Consider the following 19226-nt stretch of genomic DNA (forward strand, 5'->3'; position numbering starts at 1 on the left):
TACATCATGTTCCACTGTTCCCGGGGCGCCCGAACCATGAACCGCTTGCCTCATCCCTTGCCATCGTACCCTGCGCACATGCTGAAGCACACATCCTGATCCATCGAATCGGGATGCGCCAACCGTTACCTCGGCGTCGGCGCTCGGCCTCGGCCGCTACGGTATCTGCTGCACGTCAGCAGGCATACAGGGACCGTCGTCTAGTCAATATTCCCCCCGATCTCCGAGTCGACCTTGTCGCCCGCGAAATGCAAGCGGACCAGCAGTCCGGGGTGCCGGTCGCGCAGGTAGCGGACGGCCGACTGTACCCGGGCGGGCGGTGTGCCCTCGGCGATATCGAAACCGATGGTCCGCACCGAGATCCCCATCAGCTCGAGATCGGCGAGGTCCAGCCCCGACGGAATGTCCGGGTCGGGGTCCGGCGTCGAGGTCCGGGCCCGGTTCGCCGCCGGGTCGTCCAGCCGCCGAAGTACATCGGTGAGGACCGCGCCGATGCCGTCCAGCGCCCCGGGCTCGGTCATGTTTTCGTGGGTGACCGGGATGAGGTGGTCCACGATGTCGCCGGTGACGAAGGGCGCCCAATCGGCCGCGGCACGCCCGGCCGCGGCGTGTTCGGGGTCGTCGGCCCGGAAGAACAGCAGCGGTCCGCGGTAGCGGCCGGGCCGGAAGTCCCGATCCAGCGCCACCGAGCGGATGACCGCGTCGGACATCCGGCGCACCAGCTCGCGCGGCACGCCGCCGAAGTCCCGGGCGAGGGTCTCCTGGAGCAGGTCGACCGCCACTTCGCTCAGTTCGAGCCGATCGCCGATCCCGGACAGGGCGTCCGGGAGCCCGAGACCGGCGAAGGTCTCCTGGAGTGCGTCCCGGAGTCCGGCCTCGGCGCGTGCGGGGTGCGGGTAGGCGTCGAGCATGGCGAGCAGCTCGACCGATTCGCCCTGTTCTTGCAGGATCGCCGCCATGGTGTGGGCCAGTTTCGCGCCGAGCGACCAGCCCAGCAGCCGGTAGGGGCCCTCGGGTTGGACGGCGCGCAGCTCGGTGACGTAGCGCCGGGCGATCTCGGTGAGCGAGGTCGGCGTGAAGTCCGGTTCGGTCAGCGCGGGCGACTGCACACCGAAAATGGGCTGGTCGGGCGGCAGAACCCGGGCCAAACCCGAATAGCACCAGGCCAATCCGGCCATCGGGTGGATGCAGAACAGCGGTCTGGCCGTGCCCTCGGCCCGGATGGGCAGGATGACGCCGAGCGCGGCGGCCGGGTCGGGCTGCCGCGCGGGTCCGAGCGCGTCGAGGCGACGGGCCAGGCCGGTGACGGTGGCGTCGCCGAAGAAGTCGGCGACGCTCAGCTCTGCGCCCGTCTGCTCCCGCAGCCGGCTCACCACCCCGGTCGCCAGCAGCGAGGTACCACCGACGGCGAAGAAGTCGTCTTCCGCGCCGACCCGCTCCAGACCCAGCGCCTCGGCGAAGGCCGCGGCCACGAGGGTTTCGGCCGGTGTGGCGGGAGCCCGGTAGGCCCGAGGCCGCAGTTCGGGTGCGGGCAGCGCGGCTCGATCCAGCTTGCCGACCGGGGTCAGCGGCAATTCGTCGAGCACGACGATGGCCGTCGGGACCATGTAGGAGGGCAGGCGCGCGGCGACGTGATGGATCAGCGCGTCGGGATCGATCGTATGACCCTGTGCGGCAAGCACATAGGAGACGAGCACGGTTTCCCCGGCGGGGGTGGCGCGGCCGAGGGTGACGGCGTGGTCGACGTCGTCGTGTGCGGCGAGCACCGCGTCGATCTCGCCCAGCTCGATGCGGAAACCGCGCACCTTGACCTGGAAGTCGGAACGACCGACGTACTCGACCTCACCGTCCGAGGTCCAGCGGACCACGTCACCGGTGCGGTACATCCGCTCCCCCACGGCGAACGGATTGGCCACGAACCGATCCGCCGTCAAGCCCGCTCGCGCGTGGTAACCACGCGCCAGCTGGGTGCCCGCCACATACAACTCACCCGCCACACCGACCGGCACCGGCTGCAACCGATCGTCGAGGATCAGCGACCGCACACCCCGGATCGGGCCACCGATGGTGACCGGAGCACCCGGGACCAGCACATCACTCAAGTTGGTCATGATCGTGGCCTCGGTCGGACCGTAGGCATTGTGGAAGGCCCGAATCGCACCGTCCGCCAAGGGCACCGCCCACTTCTCCACGAGATCAGCGGACAGCGCTTCACCACCGGCGATCAGTACCCGGAGGCTGTCGAGCCCGGCCGGATCCAGGGTGGCCAGCACAGCGGGAGTGATGAGCGCATGGGTGACCCGCTCACGGCGAATCAGCTCCGCCAGTTCCTCACCGCCGTAGATGCCCGGCGGCACGACCACCAGCGTTCCGGCATTGCCGACCGCGAGCAGGAACTCGAGAATCGACGCATCGAACGACGGCGAAGCGAAATGCAAAGCACGCGAGGACGAATCGAGCCGATAACGCTCGACCTGCTCGGTGACGAAGTTGACCAGACCGGTGTGGGTGACCACGACGCCCTTGGGCACACCGGTCGAACCCGAGGTGTAGATGACATACGCCGGATGCTCCGCACGCAGCGGCCGCACGCGTTCGCCGTCGGTGATCTAGTTGTCCGAGAACGCATTCGGATCCATCTCGTCGAGCACCAGCCACTCGACCGTATCCGGCAGGCTTGCCTGCACCGACGCCACGGTGAGGCCGACCAGGGATCCGGAGTCGGTGACCATGTGGGTGATACGGTCCGCCGGGTAGTTCGGATCCCCCGGCACGAACGCCGCACCGGTCTTGGACACCGCCCACTCGGCCAGGTACGACTCATCCGAACGCGGCACCGCGACAGCGACCAGATCCTCGGCACCGATACCATGCCCGATCAGCAAGCGCGCCAGGCGATTCGACCGCTCATCCAGCTCGCCGTAGGACAGACTCCGCCCCTCGAACACGACCGCGGGCGCGTCGCGATCGATGGCGACGGCATCGGCGATCAGTTGCGGCAGGGTCCGTGCCGGCATGGCGGGCAGGCCGAAACGGGCCACTAGATCGGCCCGCTCGCTCCCATCGAGGATGTCGATCGCGCCGACACCGATCTCCGGGTCGGCCGCGATCGCTTCCAGCACGCGCAGGAAGCGCTGCGCGAACACCTCGACCGTCGCCGCGTCGAACAGGTCCCGCGCGAAGGTGAACATCCCGACCGTGCCCGATTCGGCCCAGCCCGCGACGGTCAGCTCCAGATCGAACTTCGCGATGCCGACCTCGAAATCGACCGCGCCGACCCGCAATCCGGGCAACTCGAACCCGGTGTCCGGCAGGTTGGTGAACGACAGGGCGACCTGGAACAGCGGATTGCGTGCGGTCGAGCGCTCCGGGTTCAGCACCTCCACCAGGCGCTCGAACGGCACATCGGCGTGCGCGAAGGCAGCCAGATCGGTGTCCTTGGTCTCGGCCAGCAGATCCGTGAAGGTCTGGCCCGAGACGCGGGTGCGCAATACCAGGGTGTTGACGAACATGCCGATCACGTCGTCGAGTTCGGCCTCACCGCGACCCGCGATCGGGGTGCCGACGGCGATGTCGTCGGTGCCCGACAGTCGCGCCAGGAACACCGCGAGGGCGGCGTGGATCACCATGAACGGGGTCGCATTGCGTTCCCGCGCCAGGTTTTCCAGGCCGCGTCGCAGGTCGGCCGGGATCTCGAAGCGCACCGTGCCGCCGCGCAGGGATGCCACCGGCGGACGCGGCCGGTCCGCGGGCAGGTTCAGCTCGTCCGGCAGCCCCGCGAGCGCGGCGCGCCAGTACTCGGACTGGGTGGCGAGCAGGCCGGTGGGGTCGTCCTCGCGGCCGAGGACCTCGCGCTGCCAGAGCGCGAAGTCGGCGTACTGCACCGGCAATGGTGCCCAGCCCGGAGCGATACCGGACACCCGCGCCGCGTAGGCCGTCATCACATCGCGGGTGAGCGGGCCCATGGACCAGCCGTCAGCGCTGATGTGGTGCACCACGAAAGCCAGCACGTACTCGGCGCTTTCACCACCGTGGACGCGGAAGAGCCGGGCCCGCAGCGGGATCTCGGTCGTCACGTCGAAACCCGTGCCGAGGAATTCGGCGACCCGCTCCAGCAGCGTCTCCGCATCGACCTCCACCGGCGTCAGGTCCGGAATCGCCTGTGCCGCGGGCAGGATCACCTGCACCGGGCTGCCGTCCGCCTGCGGGTAGATCGTCCGCAGGATCTCGTGGCGTCCGATCAGATCGGCGACCGCGTCTTGCAGAGCGGCCGTGTCCAGCTCGCCGGTGAGGCGGACGGCGACCGGGATGTTGTAGGCCGCCGAGGCGGTGTCGAACCGGTTGAGGAACCACATCCGCTGCTGAGCCAGCGACAGCGGCACCTGCTCCGGGCGCTTGCGCGCGGTCAGCGCCGGTCGACCGCCGTCACCGGCCCGCTGTTCGACACCGGCCGCGAGCGCGGCGACGGTTGGCGCTTCGAACAGCGCCCGCACCGGCACCCGGGCGTCGAGTGCCGCACCGAGCCGGGCCACCACCTGGGTGGCGAGCAGCGAATTACCGCCCAGGGTGAAGAAGTCGTCGTGCACGCCGACCCGTTCCACACCGAGCACCGCCGCCATGGTGTCGGCGACGAGCCGCTCCGAAGGTGTTCTGGGCGCAACGAATTCGCGTTGCACGAGCACCGGCTCCGGCAGCGCGCGCCGATCCAGCTTGCCGACCGGAGTCAGCGGCACGGCGTCGAGGACCGTAATGGCCGTGGGCACCATGTATTCCGGCAGGCGGCCCGCGACATGCTCGGTCAGCGCCGCCACATCGATGACGCCGCCGGCCACCGGCACCACGTAGGCCGCCAGGATGGTGGCCCCGGACTCCTGCCGATGGCCGACGGTCACCGCGAAGTCGACGCTCGCGTGCGCGGAGAGGGCGGCGTCGATCTCGCCGAGCTCGATGCGGAAGCCGCGCACCTTCAGCTGGAAATCGGAACGGCCCACGTATTCGATCCGGCGATCCGGGCTCCAGCGCACCACGTCACCGGTGCGGTACATGCGCTCGCCGGCACCGAACGGGTTGGCCACGAATCGTTCCGCGCTCAGGCCCGGCCGCGCGTGATAGCCGCGCGCCAACTGGATCCCCGACAGGTACAGCTCACCCGCGACACCCACCGGGACGGGGCGCAGCCGGTCGTCCAGGATCAATGACCGCATGCCACGGACGGGTCCGCCGATGGTGACGGGATCGCCCGGCACCAGCGGGTCACCGATATTCGTGACGATGGTGGTCTCGGTCGGACCGTAGACGTCGTGGAAGGCGCGAATCGTGCCGTCGGGCAGGCGCACCGCCCACTTGGCGATCAGCTCGGCCGGAACCGCTTCGCCGCCGACGGCCAGCACCCGCAGCGAGTCCAGGCCGTCGGGCGCGAAGGTGGCCAGCGCGGCGGTGGTGATGAACGCGTGGGTGACCCGCTCGCGACGGATGACCTCGGCCAGTTCCTCGCCACCGTAGATCCCGGGCGGGACCACCACCAGGGCGCCGCCACCGCCGAGCGCCATGAGGAATTCCATCATCGACCCGTCGAAGGACGGCGAGGCGAAATGCAGTGCGCGCGTGGCTGAATCGAGCCCGTAGCGGTCGACCTGCTCGGCGGCGAAGTTGGCCAGACCGGCGTGGGTGACGACCACGCCCTTGGGCAGACCGGTCGAGCCCGAGGTGTAGACGACATAGGCCGGATGCTCCGGACGCAGCGGACGCACCCGTTCGGCGTCGGCGATGGCGTTGTCCGCGAACCCGTCCGGCTCCAGCTCGTCGAGCACCAGCCATTCGACCGAGTCCGGCAGGTCCGCGCGCACCGCGGCCACCGTCAGGCCGATCACCGCACCGGAATCGGTGAGCATGTGGGCAATGCGGTCGGCCGGGTAGGTCGGGTCGACGGGCAGGAAGGCCGCACCGGTCTTGGACACCGCCCACTCGGCGAAGTACGACTCGGCCGAGCGCGGCACCGCGACGGCCACCAGATCCTCGGTGCCGATGCCGCCCTCGATCAGCAAGCGCGCCAGGCGGTTCGATCGGGAGTCCAGCTCGCCGTAGGTCAGGCTCCGGCCGTCGGACACCACCGCGGGCGCGGCGGGATCGATGGCCACGGCATCGGCGATCAGGTCCGGGTAGGTGCGCGCCGGAACCGCCGGGCCGCCCTGACGGTCGGTCAGGTCCTCGAACTCCGTGGGCGACAGCAGCTCCAGATCGCCGACCGGATGGCCCGGCCGCGCGACGATATCGGTGAGCAGCCGCAGGAACCGCTGCGCGAACGCCTCCACCGTCGACGCGTCGAACAGGTCGCGCGCGTAGGTGAAGATGCCGGTCGCACCGGCATCGGAGGCACCCGCGACGGTCAGTTGCAGGTCGAATTTCGCGATGTCGGCCGCGAAATCGACCGCGCCGATCCGCAATCCGGGCAACTCGAATCCGGCGTCGGGCAGGTTCTCGAACGACAGCGCCGCCTGGAACAGCGGATTGCGCGCGGTCGAGCGCTCCGGGTTCAACAGCTCCACCAGCCGCTCGAACGGCATGTCCGCGTGCGCGAACGCCGCCAGGTCGGTGTCCCGCACCTCGGCCAGCAGGTCCTCGAACGATTGCTGTCCGGAGACGCGGGTACGCAGCACCAGGGTGTTGACGAACATGCCGATCACGTCGTCGAGTTCAGCCTCACCGCGACCCGCGATCGGGGTGCCGATCGCCAGATCGGCACTGCCGGACAGCCGCGCCAGGAACACCGCGAGGGCGGTGTGCACGACCATGAACAGCGTCGTATTGCGGTCCCGTGCCAGGCTTTCCAGGCAGTGATGCAGCTCGGCCGCGATCTCGAAGCGCACCGTGCCGCCGCGCAGGGATGCCACCGGCGGACGCGGCCGGTCCGCGGGCAGGTTCAGCTCGTCCGGCAGCCCCGCGAGCGCGGCGCGCCAGTACTCGGACTGAGCGGCAATCAGGCTGGCGGGATCGTCCTCCGAGCCGAGGACCTCGCGCTGCCAGAGCGCGAAGTCGGCATACTGCACCGGAAGCGGCGCCCAGCCGGGAGCGGTACCGGATACGCGGGCGGCGTACGCGGTCATCACATCGCGGGTGAGCGGGCCCATGGACCAGCCGTCGGCACCGATGTGGTGTACCACGAAAGCCAGGACATACTCGGCGCTTTCACCGCCGTCGAGATGGAACAGCCTGGCTCGCACCGGGACTTCGGTGGTCACGTCGAAACCCGCACCGAGGAATTCGGTTATCCGATCGAGCAGGGAGTCCGCGCCGACCACGACCGGAGTCAGATCCGGAAGTGCCTGCCCGGCAGGCAGGATCAGCTGCGAGGGGTCGCCGTTCACCTGCGGATAGATCGTCCGCAACACCTCGTGCCGTTCGATCAGATCGGCGACGGCAACCTGCAAGGCGGCCGTGTCCAGGTCACCGGAGAGGCGGACGGCGACCGGGATGTTGTAGGCCGCCGAGATGGTGTCGAACTGGTTGAGGAACCACATGCGCTGCTGAGCCAGCGACAGCGGGACAATGTCCGGTCGCGGTCCGGCGGTGAGCGCCTTGCGATCTCCCGCCCCGGCGTACTGCTCCGCCTCGGCGGCCAGACCCGCGACGGTGGACGCCTCGAACACCGCCCGCACCGGCACCCGAGCCTTCAGCGCGGCGCCGATGCGCGCGGCGACCTGGGTCGCGAGCAGTGAGTTACCGCCCAGCGCGAAGAAGTCGTCGTAGACGCCGACCCGCTCCAGACCCAGCACCTCCGCCACGACGGCCGCGACCGTGTGCTCCAAAGGTGTTCTCGGGGCCAGGAATTCCGCTCCCCGCGCTCGATCGGCGAACACCGGTTCCGGCAGCGCGCGCCGATCCAGCTTGCCGACCGGTGTCAGCGGGATGGCGTCGAGCACCGTGATCGACGCCGGGACCATGTATTCCGGCAGCAGCGCCGCCACGTGCTCGGTGAGCACCGCGACATCGACGTCACCACCGGCCACCGGCAGCACATACGAGACCAGCGCGGTCGCGCCCGCGGTGCTCTTGTGCCCCACGGTGACCGCGAAGTCGACGGTCTCGTGCGAGGCCAGCACCGCGTCGATCTCGCCCAGCTCGATGCGGAAACCGCGCACCTTGACCTGGAAGTCGGAACGACCGACGTACTCGACCTCACCGTCCGAGGTCCAGCGGACCACGTCACCGGTGCGGTACATCCGCTCCCCCACGGCGAACGGATTGGCCACGAACCGATCCGCCGTCAAGCCCGCTCGCGCGTGGTATCCGCGGGCCAGCTGGGTGCCCGCCACATACAACTCACCCGCCACACCGACCGGCACCGGCTGCAACCGATCGTCGAGGATCAGCGACCGCACACCCCGGATCGGGCCACCGATGGTGACCGGAGCACCCGGGACCAGCGCATCACTCAGGTTGGTCATGATCGTGGCCTCGGTCGGACCGTAGGCATTGTGGAAGGCCCGAATCGCGCCGTCCCGCAGGGTCCCTTCGCCAATGGGAACCGCCCATTTCGCGACCAGCTCGGCCGCGACGGCTTCGCCACCGGCGATCAGGACGCGCAGGCTGTCGAGCCCGGCCGGATCCAGGGTGGCCAGCACCGCGGGAGTGATGAGCGCATGGGTGACCCGCTCACGGCGAATCAGCTCCGCCAGTTCCTCACCGCCGTAGATACCCGGCGGCACGACCACCAGCGTTCCGGCCCCGCCGACCGCGAGCAGGAATTCCAGAATCGACGCATCGAACGACGGCGAGGCGAAATGCAAAGCACGCGAGGCTGAATCGAGGCCGTAGCGCTCGATCTGCTCGGTGGCGAAGTTGACCAGACCGGTGTGGGTGACCACGACGCCCTTGGGCACACCGGTCGAACCCGAGGTGTAGATGACATACGCGGGATGCTCCGGACGCAAGGGGCGCGCCCGGTCCGAATCGTCGATCACGGTGTCCGCGAACGCATTCGGTTCCAGCTCGTCGAGCACCAGCCACTCGACCGAATCCGGCAGCCCGGCCCGCACCGCACTCACCGTCAGGCCGAACCGCGAACCGGAGTCGGTGACCATGTGGGCAATGCGATCGGCCGGGTAGTTCGGATCCACCGGCACGAAGGCCGCACCGGTCTTGGTCACCGCCCACTCGGCCAGGTACGAGTCAGACGAACGCGGCACCGCGATCGCGACCAGATCCTCGGCACCGACTCCACGCCCGATCAGCAAGCGCGCCAGACGATTCGAGCGACTATCCAGCTCACCGTAGGACAGACTCCGCCCCTCGAGCACCACGGCGGGCGCTGCGGGGTCGACCGCGACGGCATCGGCGATCAGCTCCGGCAACGTCCGTGTGGGGAGGGCGGGCAGTCCGAAACGGGCCACCAGATCGGCCCGTTCGCTCCCATCGAGGATGTCGATCGCGCCGACACCGATCTCCGGGTCGGCCGCGATCGCTTCCAGCACGCGCAGGAAGCGCTGCGCGAACCCTTGGACCGTCGCCCGGTCGAACAGGTCGCGCGCGAAGGTGAGGATGCCGGTCGCGCCGGAATCGGCCGCTCCCACCACCCTCAGCTCCAGGTCGAATTTCGCTGTGTCGATCTCGAAATCGACACCGCCGACCCGCAATCCGGGCAATTCGAATCCGGCATCGGGCAGATTCTCGAACGACAGCGCCACCTGGAACAGCGGATTGCGCGCGGTCGAGCGCTCCGGGTTGAGCAGCTCGACCAGGCGCTCGAACGGCATATCCGCGTGCGCGAACGCGCCCAGATCCGAATCCTTGACCTCCGCCAGGAGATCCGCGAAGGACTGCTGTCCCGATACCCGGGTACGCAGCACCAGGGTATTGACGAACATGCCGATCACGTCGTCGAGTTCGGCCTCACCGCGACCCGCGATCGGGGTGCCGACGGCGATGTCACCGGTGCCCGACAGTCGCGCCAGGAACACCGCGAGGGCGGTGTGCACGACCATGAACAGCGTCGCATTGCGTTCCCGCGCGATGTCCCGCAGGCGGCCGTGCAGTTCGGCATCGATCTCGAAATCGACCGTGCCACCGCGCAATGAGGACACCGGCGGCCGTGGGCGATCCCAGGGCAGGTTGAGCTCGTCGGGCAGCCCGGCCAGGGTGGTCCGCCAGTAGTCGGCCTGCGCGGAGATGAGGCTGTCCGGATCGTTCTCGGAGCCGAGGACCTCGCGCTGCCACAGCGTGTAGTCCGCGTACTGCACCGGCAGCGGTGACCAGGCCGGCGCCTCGCCCTGCACCCGCGCCGCGTAGGCCAGCATGACGTCCCGGGTGAACGGGCCCATGGACCAGCCGTCGGCGCTGATGTGGTGCACCACGAAGACCAGGACGTATTCGGCGGCGGTGCCGCCACCGGACACAGCGGCAGGTTCGACCCGGAACAGCCCGGCGCGCACCGGAATCTCGCGCGCCACATCGAAACCGGCCGACAGCACACCGGCGATGCGATGCGGCAGCGAGCTCACGCTCACCGGCACCGGCGTGAGGTCGGGCACCGCCTCGGCGGCGGGCCGGATGACCTGCCGCGGTTCGCCGTCGATCTGCGGGTAGACGGTGCGCAGCGACTCGTGACGGCCGATGGTGTCGGCCACGGCCTGCTGCAACGCGGCCACATTCAGCTCACCGGTCAGACGGACGGCGGCCGGAATGTTGTAGGCGGCCGAGGCGGGGTCGAACCGGTTGAGGAACCACATGCGCTGCTGCGCCAGCGACAACGGCACCCGATCCGGACGCGGTCCGGCGGTCAGCGCCTTCCGCCCACGGCCCGCCTGCTGCTCCACCCGAATGGCGAGCGCGGCGACCGTCGGCGCTTCGAACAGCATCCGGACCGGCACCCGCGTATCGAGCGCCGCGCCCAGGCGAGCCGCGACCTGCGTTGCCACCAGGGAGTTTCCGCCCAGGGCGAAGAAGTCGTCGTCCGCGCCGACCGAGCGCGGGGAGGCGGAGCGGCCGGAGCCGAGCACGTCGGTGAAGACGCCGGCAACGATCTCCTCGATCGGGGTGGACGGCGCGCGGAAGGCGGTGGCCTCGAACTCGGGCTCGGGCAGCGCCTTTCGATCCAGCTTGCCATTGGCATTGAGCGGCAGTGCGTCGAGCACCACGAACGCCGACGGCACCATGTACGACGGCAAGGCCGCGGCCAGTGCCGACTTCACCAGCGGCACATCCACATTCGATCCGGACGGAACCAGGTATCCGACGAGGCGGTCGCCGGTGCGCGGGTCGGAGTTCAGCACCACGACCGCCTGCGCCACCGAATCGTGGGCGGTCAGCGCGGATTCGATCTCACCGAGCTCGATGCGCAGACCACGCAACTTCACCTGGAAGTCGGTACGGCCCAGATAGGTGATGGACCCGTCGCTGTCGGAGCGCACCAGATCACCGGTGCGGTACATGCGCTCACCGAACCCGAACGGGCTGGCCACGAAGCGATCCGCGGTCAGATCCGCCCGGCCGAAGTAGCCGCGCGCCAGCTGACTGCCCGCGAGGTACAGCTCGCCCGCGACACCCGGCAGGACCGGATTCAGCCGCGAATCCAGCACGTACGCCTGGGCATTCCACACCGGGCGACCGATCGGGACAGCGCCCCGCATGTCGTCGGAGGCCGGCGCGTGCGTGGCGTGCACGGTGAATTCCGTGGGGCCGTAGAGGTTGTGCAGTGCGGCCGAGCCGACCCTGCGGAAGGCCCGCACCACATCGGAGGTGAACGCCTCACCGGCCACCAGCAGCGCCCGCAGCGAGGACAGCTGTTCGGCGGCCACACCGCCCGCGAACACGCTGAGCATGGACGGCACGAACGAAGTGATCGTGACACCCTCGGCCGCAATCACCTCCGCCAGGTACTGCGGATCCCGATGCCCGTCCGGAGTGGCCACGACCATGCGCGCACCGACGGCCAGCGGCGCGAACAGTTCCCACACCGACACGTCGAAGGTCTGCGGCGTCTTGAGCAGCACTACATCATCGGCCGAGAGGCCGTATTCCGAAGTGATCCAAGCGATCTGGTTGACCACGGCGGCGTGCGGGACCGCGACGCCCTTCGGGCGGCCGGTCGAACCGGAGGTGAAGATGACGTAGGCGATATTCGAGGAACGCAGCGGCGCGCGCCGATCCGCGTCGGTCACCGGAGCACCCGGGTAGCCCGACAAGTCCAAATCGTCGATGCGGAGCAATCCGCACGGTTCGACGGGTTCGAACCCGTCGCGCGAGGTGGTCAGCACCCACATCGGCTGCGCGGTCTCGAGCACCTGACCGATGCGGTCGGCGGGCTGGTCCAGATCCAGCGGCACGTACGCGCCACCGGCGGCCAGCACCGCGTACATCGCCACCACCAGGTCGGCGGAACGGCGAAGGCCCAGGGCCACCAGCGTGTCCGGGCCGATTCCCGAAGCGATCAGATGGCGGGCCAGCCGGTGCACCCGCTCGGCGAACTCACCGTAGGTCAGGCTCGTGCCCTCGAAGCTGAGCGCGGTCGCCGCGGGCGTGCGCGCCGCCTGCGCCTCGAATCGGGCGAGCAGGTTCGCGGTCGCGTCCAGCGGGTGCGCGGTCGCGGTGCGCGCGGCCGCCACCGCGGCCCACTCGTCCGGGGCGAGCAGCTCGATATCACCGACGGGGAGCGCCGGATTCGAGACCACGGCGGCGAGCAACCGGTTCAGCCGGTCCACGAATCCGGCGACCGTCCCGGCATCGTAGAGATCGCTCGCGTAGGTCAGATAGCCGCCGATGCCCAGCGGCGTACCGGCCTCGTCGTAACCGTCGGACACGACCAGATGCAGATCGAACTGCGACACATCCACATCCGACTCGACCGGCGCGATCGTCAGGCCGGGCAACTCCAGTGCGGTGCGGGCCATGTTCTGGAACGACAGACCCACCTGGAACAACGGATGATGCGCGGTGGTGCGCGGCGGATCGAGCACCTCCACCAGCCGCTCGAACGGAATGTCGCTGTGCGAGAAGGCCCGCAGGTCGGTCTCTCGCTGCCGGGCCAGCAGCTCCGCGAACGACTCCCCGCCGTCCACGCGCGTCCGGAACACGAGGGTGTTGACGAACATGCCGATCAGATCGTCGAGCTCGCGCTCGCCGCGCCCCGCCACCGGGGTGCCGATGGCAATGTCAGCGGTCCCCGACAGCCGGGCCAGCAGGGCCGCGAGGGCCGCGTGCACGACCATGAAGACGGTCGCGTTGTGCGCGCGGGCCAGGCGCACCACGCCCGCGTGCACGGCCGGATCGATGCGCACCTCGACCCGTGAACCGAGCGCGGACACCGCCGCCGGGCGCGGCCGGTCGGTCGGCAGTTCCAGCAGGTCCGGCAGTCCGGCCAGCTCGCCGCGCCAGTACTCGAGCTGCTGGGCCGCAACCGATTCCGGATCGGACTCGGAGCCCAGCACCTCGCGCTGCCACACCGCGTAGTCCGCGTACTGGACCCGCAGCGGCAGCCAGGCGGGTTCGCCGCCGCCGCGGCGCGCGGTATAGGCGGTCATGATGTCGCGCACCAGCGGAGCCATGGACGAGGCGTCGGCGGCGATGTGGTGGGCGACCACGGCCAGCACGAACTGCGGGTCCGGCGTCGCGTCGGTGAGCTCCAGCAGTCGCACCCGGATGGGCACCTCCCAGGTGACGTCGAACGGCGTCGTGGCCAGTTCGTAGACGGCGGCGGCGATCTCGGATGCGACCGCGCGGGCGACCACCAGGCGCGGAAGCGGCGCACCGCCGGCGAGCACGGTCTGCGCCGGGCCGTCGGAGGTCTCCGGGTAGACGGTGCGCAGCACTTCGTGCCTGGCCACCACGTCGTCGAGCGCGGCGCTCAGCGCGTCCACGTCGAGGTCGCCGGTCAGTCGCAGCGCGAACGGCAGGTTGTAGGCGGCCGATCCGGCGGTGACGGTGCCGTCGCCGAGATCCTCGAAGCGGTTGAGGAACCACATGCGCTGCTGCGCGGGCGAGAGCGGCAGCCGCTCGGGACGCGGGATACTGCCCAGTTCCCCGGTGCGGACCCGGCGGATTCGCGACTCCACCGTCGAGGCCAGGGCGGTGACGGTCGGGGATTCGAACAGGGTGCGCACCGGCACCCGGTCCCCGAGCGCCGCACCGATCCGGGCAACCACGGCAGTGGCGATCAGGGAATTGCCGCCCAAGGCGAAGAAGTCGTCGTCCGCACCGACCCGGTCTATGCCGAGCACCTCGGCGAAGACACCGGCCACGATCTCTTCGAGAGCCGTTGCGGGAGTCCGGAATCGACGCGCGCTGAAACTCGGCGCGGGCAGCGCCTTGCGATCGAGCTTGCCGCTGGCATTCAACGGGAACTCGTCCAGCACCACGATGGCCGACGGAATCATGTACCGGGGCAGCGAATCCGCCAGTGCAGCAGGCAATGCCGACGCATCGACGGTGCGCCCGGGCAACGGCACCACGTGGGCGACCAGCTGATCACCGAGCTCGGACGGCATGACCGAGGCCACCGCCGCACTCAGCCCGGGCCGGGCCAGCAGCGCGGTCTCGATCTCACCGAGCTCGATGCGCTGCCCCCGGAACTTGACCTGGAAGTCGGTGCGGCCGATGTACTCCAGTCGCTGTGAGCGGCCCGAACCGGCGTCCCGCCAGACCACCAGGTCACCGGTGCGGTACATGCGCTCGCCGGTACCGAACGGGTTGGCCACGAAGCGATCCGAGGTCAGGTCGGGGCGGCGCACGTAGCCGCGCGCCAGTTGATCACCCGCCAGATACAGTTCACCCGCGACACCGGCGGGCACCGGACGCAGGCGCGAATCCAGTACGTAGACACCGACATTCCACTGCGGTACGCCGATCGGCACGGTGGCGTGCTCGTCCTCGCGCGCCTGCCAGTAGGTCACCGAGACGGCGGCCTCGGTCGGACCGTACAGGTTGTGCACCCTGGCGTCCGACACCCCGGCGAAGGCCGCGACGGTCTCCGGCGGCAGCGCCTCGCCGATCACGAACACGTCGCGCAGACTCTCGATGGTGCCCGGCGCGGCGTGCGCGGCGAGCACCGTGAGCATCGACGGCACGAAGTCGGTGACGGTAACGCCGTGCCGCGCAATGGTTTCGGCCACGTACGCCGGATCGCGATGCCCGTCGTGGGTGGCCACCACCAGCTTCGCACCCGCCCGCAGCGGCATAAAGTAGCCCCACAGCGACACGTCGAAGGTCGTCGCGGTCTTCTGAAGATAGACCGCACCCGGCCCCATCGGGTACTCGGCCAGCATCCAGGTGATCTGGTTGTGGATGGCCCGATGCGACACCGCGACGCCCTTGGGGCGGCCGGTGGAACCGGAGGTGAAGATGACGTAGGCTGGATGCTCCGGCCGCACCGGGCGCAGCAGTTCCGTATCCGATACCGGGGCAGCGGAAAACGCTCTCGGATCCACCGCGTCCAGGCTCACGACCTGCGTCCCTGCCGGGACCGGCACGGCGTCGGCGGTGGTGGTCAGCACGCACGCCGGGCGCGCGGTCTCGAGAATATGCGCGATCCGCTCGGCCGGATGATCCGGATCCAACGGCACATACCCACCACCGGCAGTGAGCACGGCATACACGCCGACGACCAGGTCCAGCGAACGCCGAACAGCCAGGCCCACCAGCGATTCCGCACCCACACCCCGAGCGATCAACAGCCGGGCAAGCCGGTTCACCCGCTCGTCGAACTCGCGGTAGGTCAGCTCCACACCCTCGAAATGCACCGCCACCACATCGGGATGAGCCGCCACCGCGCGCCGATAGCCATCGAGCAGCGATTCTTCGGGGATGGCGTGCCGGGTATCGTTCCAGTCCACCAGCATTCGCGTGCGCTCTGCGCCATCGAGGAGATCGATGTCGCCGATCGGCCTCGAGGTGTCGGCAATCACCGCGGACAGCAGGCGCACCAGCCGCCTCGCGAAACCCGCGATCGTCGCCTCGTCGAAAAGATCGGTCGCGTAGGTGAACACCGCGCCCATGCCATCGTTCGCACGCGGCAGCAGCGACAGTTGCAGGTCGAATTTCGCTATCGCACCATCAGATTCGACGGACTCGACGACCAGCCCGGGCAGCTCCACGCGCGGCGCGTCGAGGTTCTGGAAGAACATCGCCACCTGGAACAGCGGGTGGTGCGCCTGGGTGCGGACCGGATCGAGCACCTCGACCAGCCGCTCGAAGGGCAACTCCGCGTGCGAGAAGGCAGCCAGGTCGACTTCCTTCGCGGCCCGCAGCAGCTCCCTGAAACCGGCCCCACCGTCGACCTCGGTGCGCAGGGCCAGGGTGTTGACGAACATGCCGACGAGATCGTCGAGTTCGCGCTCACCGCGCCCGGCCACCGGGCTGCCGATCACGATGTCGTCGGTTCGCGACAACCGGGCGAGCAGGGCGGCGAAGACGCTGTGCAGCACCATGAACGGCGAGGCCCCACCGGCGTGGGCGAGTTCGTCGACGCCCGCGACCAGGTCCGCGCCGATCTCGAAGGCGAAGGTCGCGCCCTGCCCGGAGGCCACGGCCGGTCGCGGGCGGTCGGCGGGCAGGTCGATGCGTTCCGGAATCCCCGCCAAAGCCCCACGCCAGTAGTCGATCTGGGTGGCGGCCAGCGAACCGGGCTCGTGCTCGTCGCCGAGCGCCCCGCGCTGCCACAGCGTGTAATCGGCGTACTGCACCGGCAGCGGCCGCCACGGCGGGACCGCGCCGTTGCGCCGGGCCAGGAAGGCCGTCATGAGATCTCGCGCGAACGGTCCGGTCGAGAAGCCGTCGGCGGCGATGTGGTGCAGGACCACCGCGATCACGTGCTCGTCCGGCCCGAGCCGGGCCAGCTCCACCCGCAGCGGCACCCGGGCCGACACATCGAATCCGGTCAGCGCCGCCCCGGCGAGCCACCCGGGCAGGTCCTCCTCGCGCACCGGTCGCGGCACCAGGTCCGGAATCACCTCTGCCGCAGGCAGAATCATCTGACTCCCGACACCGTCCACGGCCGGGTAGACGGTGCGCAGCGCCTCGTGCCGCTCGATCACATCGCCGAACGCGGCCCGCAATGCCGTCACGTCCAGCGCGCCGGTCACCCGCAGCGCGAGGGGAATATTGTCCGCGGCCGACGCCGGGTCGAACTGGTTGAGGAACCACATCCGCTGCTGTGCCGGGGACAGGGGAATGCGTTCCGGACGCGGGCGCGCCTCGAGCGGTGCGCGCCCGCCCGCACCCTCGAGTCCGGCCAGCTCCCGCGCCAGCGCCGCGACGGTCGGCGCGGTGAACAGCAGCCGCCCCGGCACCCGCGCCGAGATCAGCGCACCCAGCCGCGCCGCGCCGCGCGCGGCGATGAGCGAATTGCCGCCCAGGCCGAAGAAATCGTCGTCCGCACCGATCGGATCCACCGTGCCCAGCAGCTCCGCGAACACCTCGGCGACCAGTGTTTCGAGCCGGCCCGCGGGAGCGCGGAATTCGGCGACGCGCAGCTTGGGCGCGGGCAGGGCCCGGCGGTCCAGCTTGCCGACCGGGGTCAGCGGAATCGTGTCCAGCACGGTGATGGCGGCGGGCACCATGTGCGCGGGCAGGCTGCGTCCGGCCAGGGCGATCAGTTCGTCGGTATCCACCGCGGCCGCGCCGTCGGCGTGCACGTAGGACGCCAGTATGGTTGCCCCGTCGGCGAGTTCGTGTCCGATGGTGACCGCGAAGTCCACGCTCGGATACGACGCCAGCGCCGCGTCGATCTCACCCAGCTCGATCCGAAAACCACGAATCTTCACCTGGAAATCATTGCGGCCCAGATACTCCAGCTCCCCGGCCGCTGTCCGCCGCACCAGGTCACCGGTGCGGTAGGCGCGGGAACCGGGCGCGCCGAACGGGTTCGCGACGAAGCGTTCGGCGGTCAGCCCGGGCCGGTTGTGATAGCCCCGGGCCAGCTGGTCTCCGGCCAGATACAGTTCGCCCGCCACACCGGCGAGGGTCGGCATGAGGCGTTCGTCGAGCACGTATTCGGTGACGGTGCGCAACGGTCCGCCGATGGTCACCGTCTCGTCCGGCGTCAGTTCGGCGGTATTGGCCAGAATCGTGGCCTCGGTCGGCCCGTACCCGTTCACGAACCGCCGCGATCGGCCCCCGGCAAGCGAAATCGCCCAGCGCCGCACCAGCTCCGGCGGGCACGCCTCACCCGCGACGACGAGCAGTTCCAAAGCGTCGAGCCCGCTCGGATCCACCGAGGTCAACGCCGACGGCGTGATCATCATGTGGTTCACCCGCTCCCGACGCAGCAGCGCCGCCAACTCCGGCCCGCCGTACACCGTCGGCGCGGTGACCACCAACGTCGCCGCAGCCCCGACAGCCAGCAGCAGCTCACCCACCTACACATCGAACGACGGCGAAATCACGTGCAGCACGCGGGAATCCGAGGTGGCGCCAAGGCGCTCGCGCTGGACCGCGCAATAGGTCCCGGCATTGGACTGCGTAACGACGACGCCCTTGGGCAGACCGGTCGAGCCCGAGGTGTAGATGACATACGCGGGATGATGCGCGCGCAAGGGTCTTACCCGGTCGGCATTGGTGATCAGTTCGGTGGAACCGGCCCCGAGCCCGGCGGACGCGCCGACGGTGTCGATGATCAGCCACTCCACCGCGCCGGGCAGCTCGGGCCGCACGGCGGCGACCGTAATGCCCAGCACCGCACCGGAATCGGTCATCATGTGCGCGACCCGGTCGGCGGGATACTTCGGGTCCACCGGCACGAACGCCGCCCCGGTCTTGGCGACCGCCCAGACCGCCAGCAACGATTCGACCGAGCGCGGAATCCCCACCGCCACGAAATCCTCGGGCCCGATCCCGCGCGCTATGAGCAGTCGCGCCAGTCGGGTGGAATGCGCATCCAGCTCAGCGTAGGTCAGGCTCGCGAGGGTGGCGGCCTCATCGGCGAAGACGAGGGCGGGCGCGTGCGGGTCGGATTCGACTGCGGCCAACAGCAATTCCGGCAGCGCGCGGAAACGCGGACCGCGCATCCGCACCGGCCGGGTCCGCTGCGATCGGATCGACCCGGTCGCCCTCCCGGCATCGTCGATCGCATCTCCCCCGACCCGAACCATGATCACTCCCCGATCTCACCGCGCACGTGGGCACTCGAAATGAGCGCACCTCAGTTTTGGCGAGCGACCGTTTGCTGGCAAACGGCCGTATGGGCAGTCGTATCGGTCTCGATGCCGAATATTCGTTCCCGACATCGAGACTGTTCTGCT

Annotated in this window: 1 pseudogene; it reads right to left on the reverse strand. The window is 69.6% G+C overall.

Annotation, left to right across the window (positions count from 1 at the left end):
* Nucleotides 1-200: 200 nt before the first annotated feature.
* A pseudogene (locus NS2_RS38380) lies at nucleotides 201-19076 on the reverse strand (non-ribosomal peptide synthetase).
* Nucleotides 19077-19226: the final 150 nt, after the last annotated feature.

This window comes from Nocardia seriolae NBRC 15557 (genome assembly GCF_007990715.1).
GTDB lineage: Bacteria > Actinomycetota > Actinomycetes > Mycobacteriales > Mycobacteriaceae > Nocardia > Nocardia seriolae.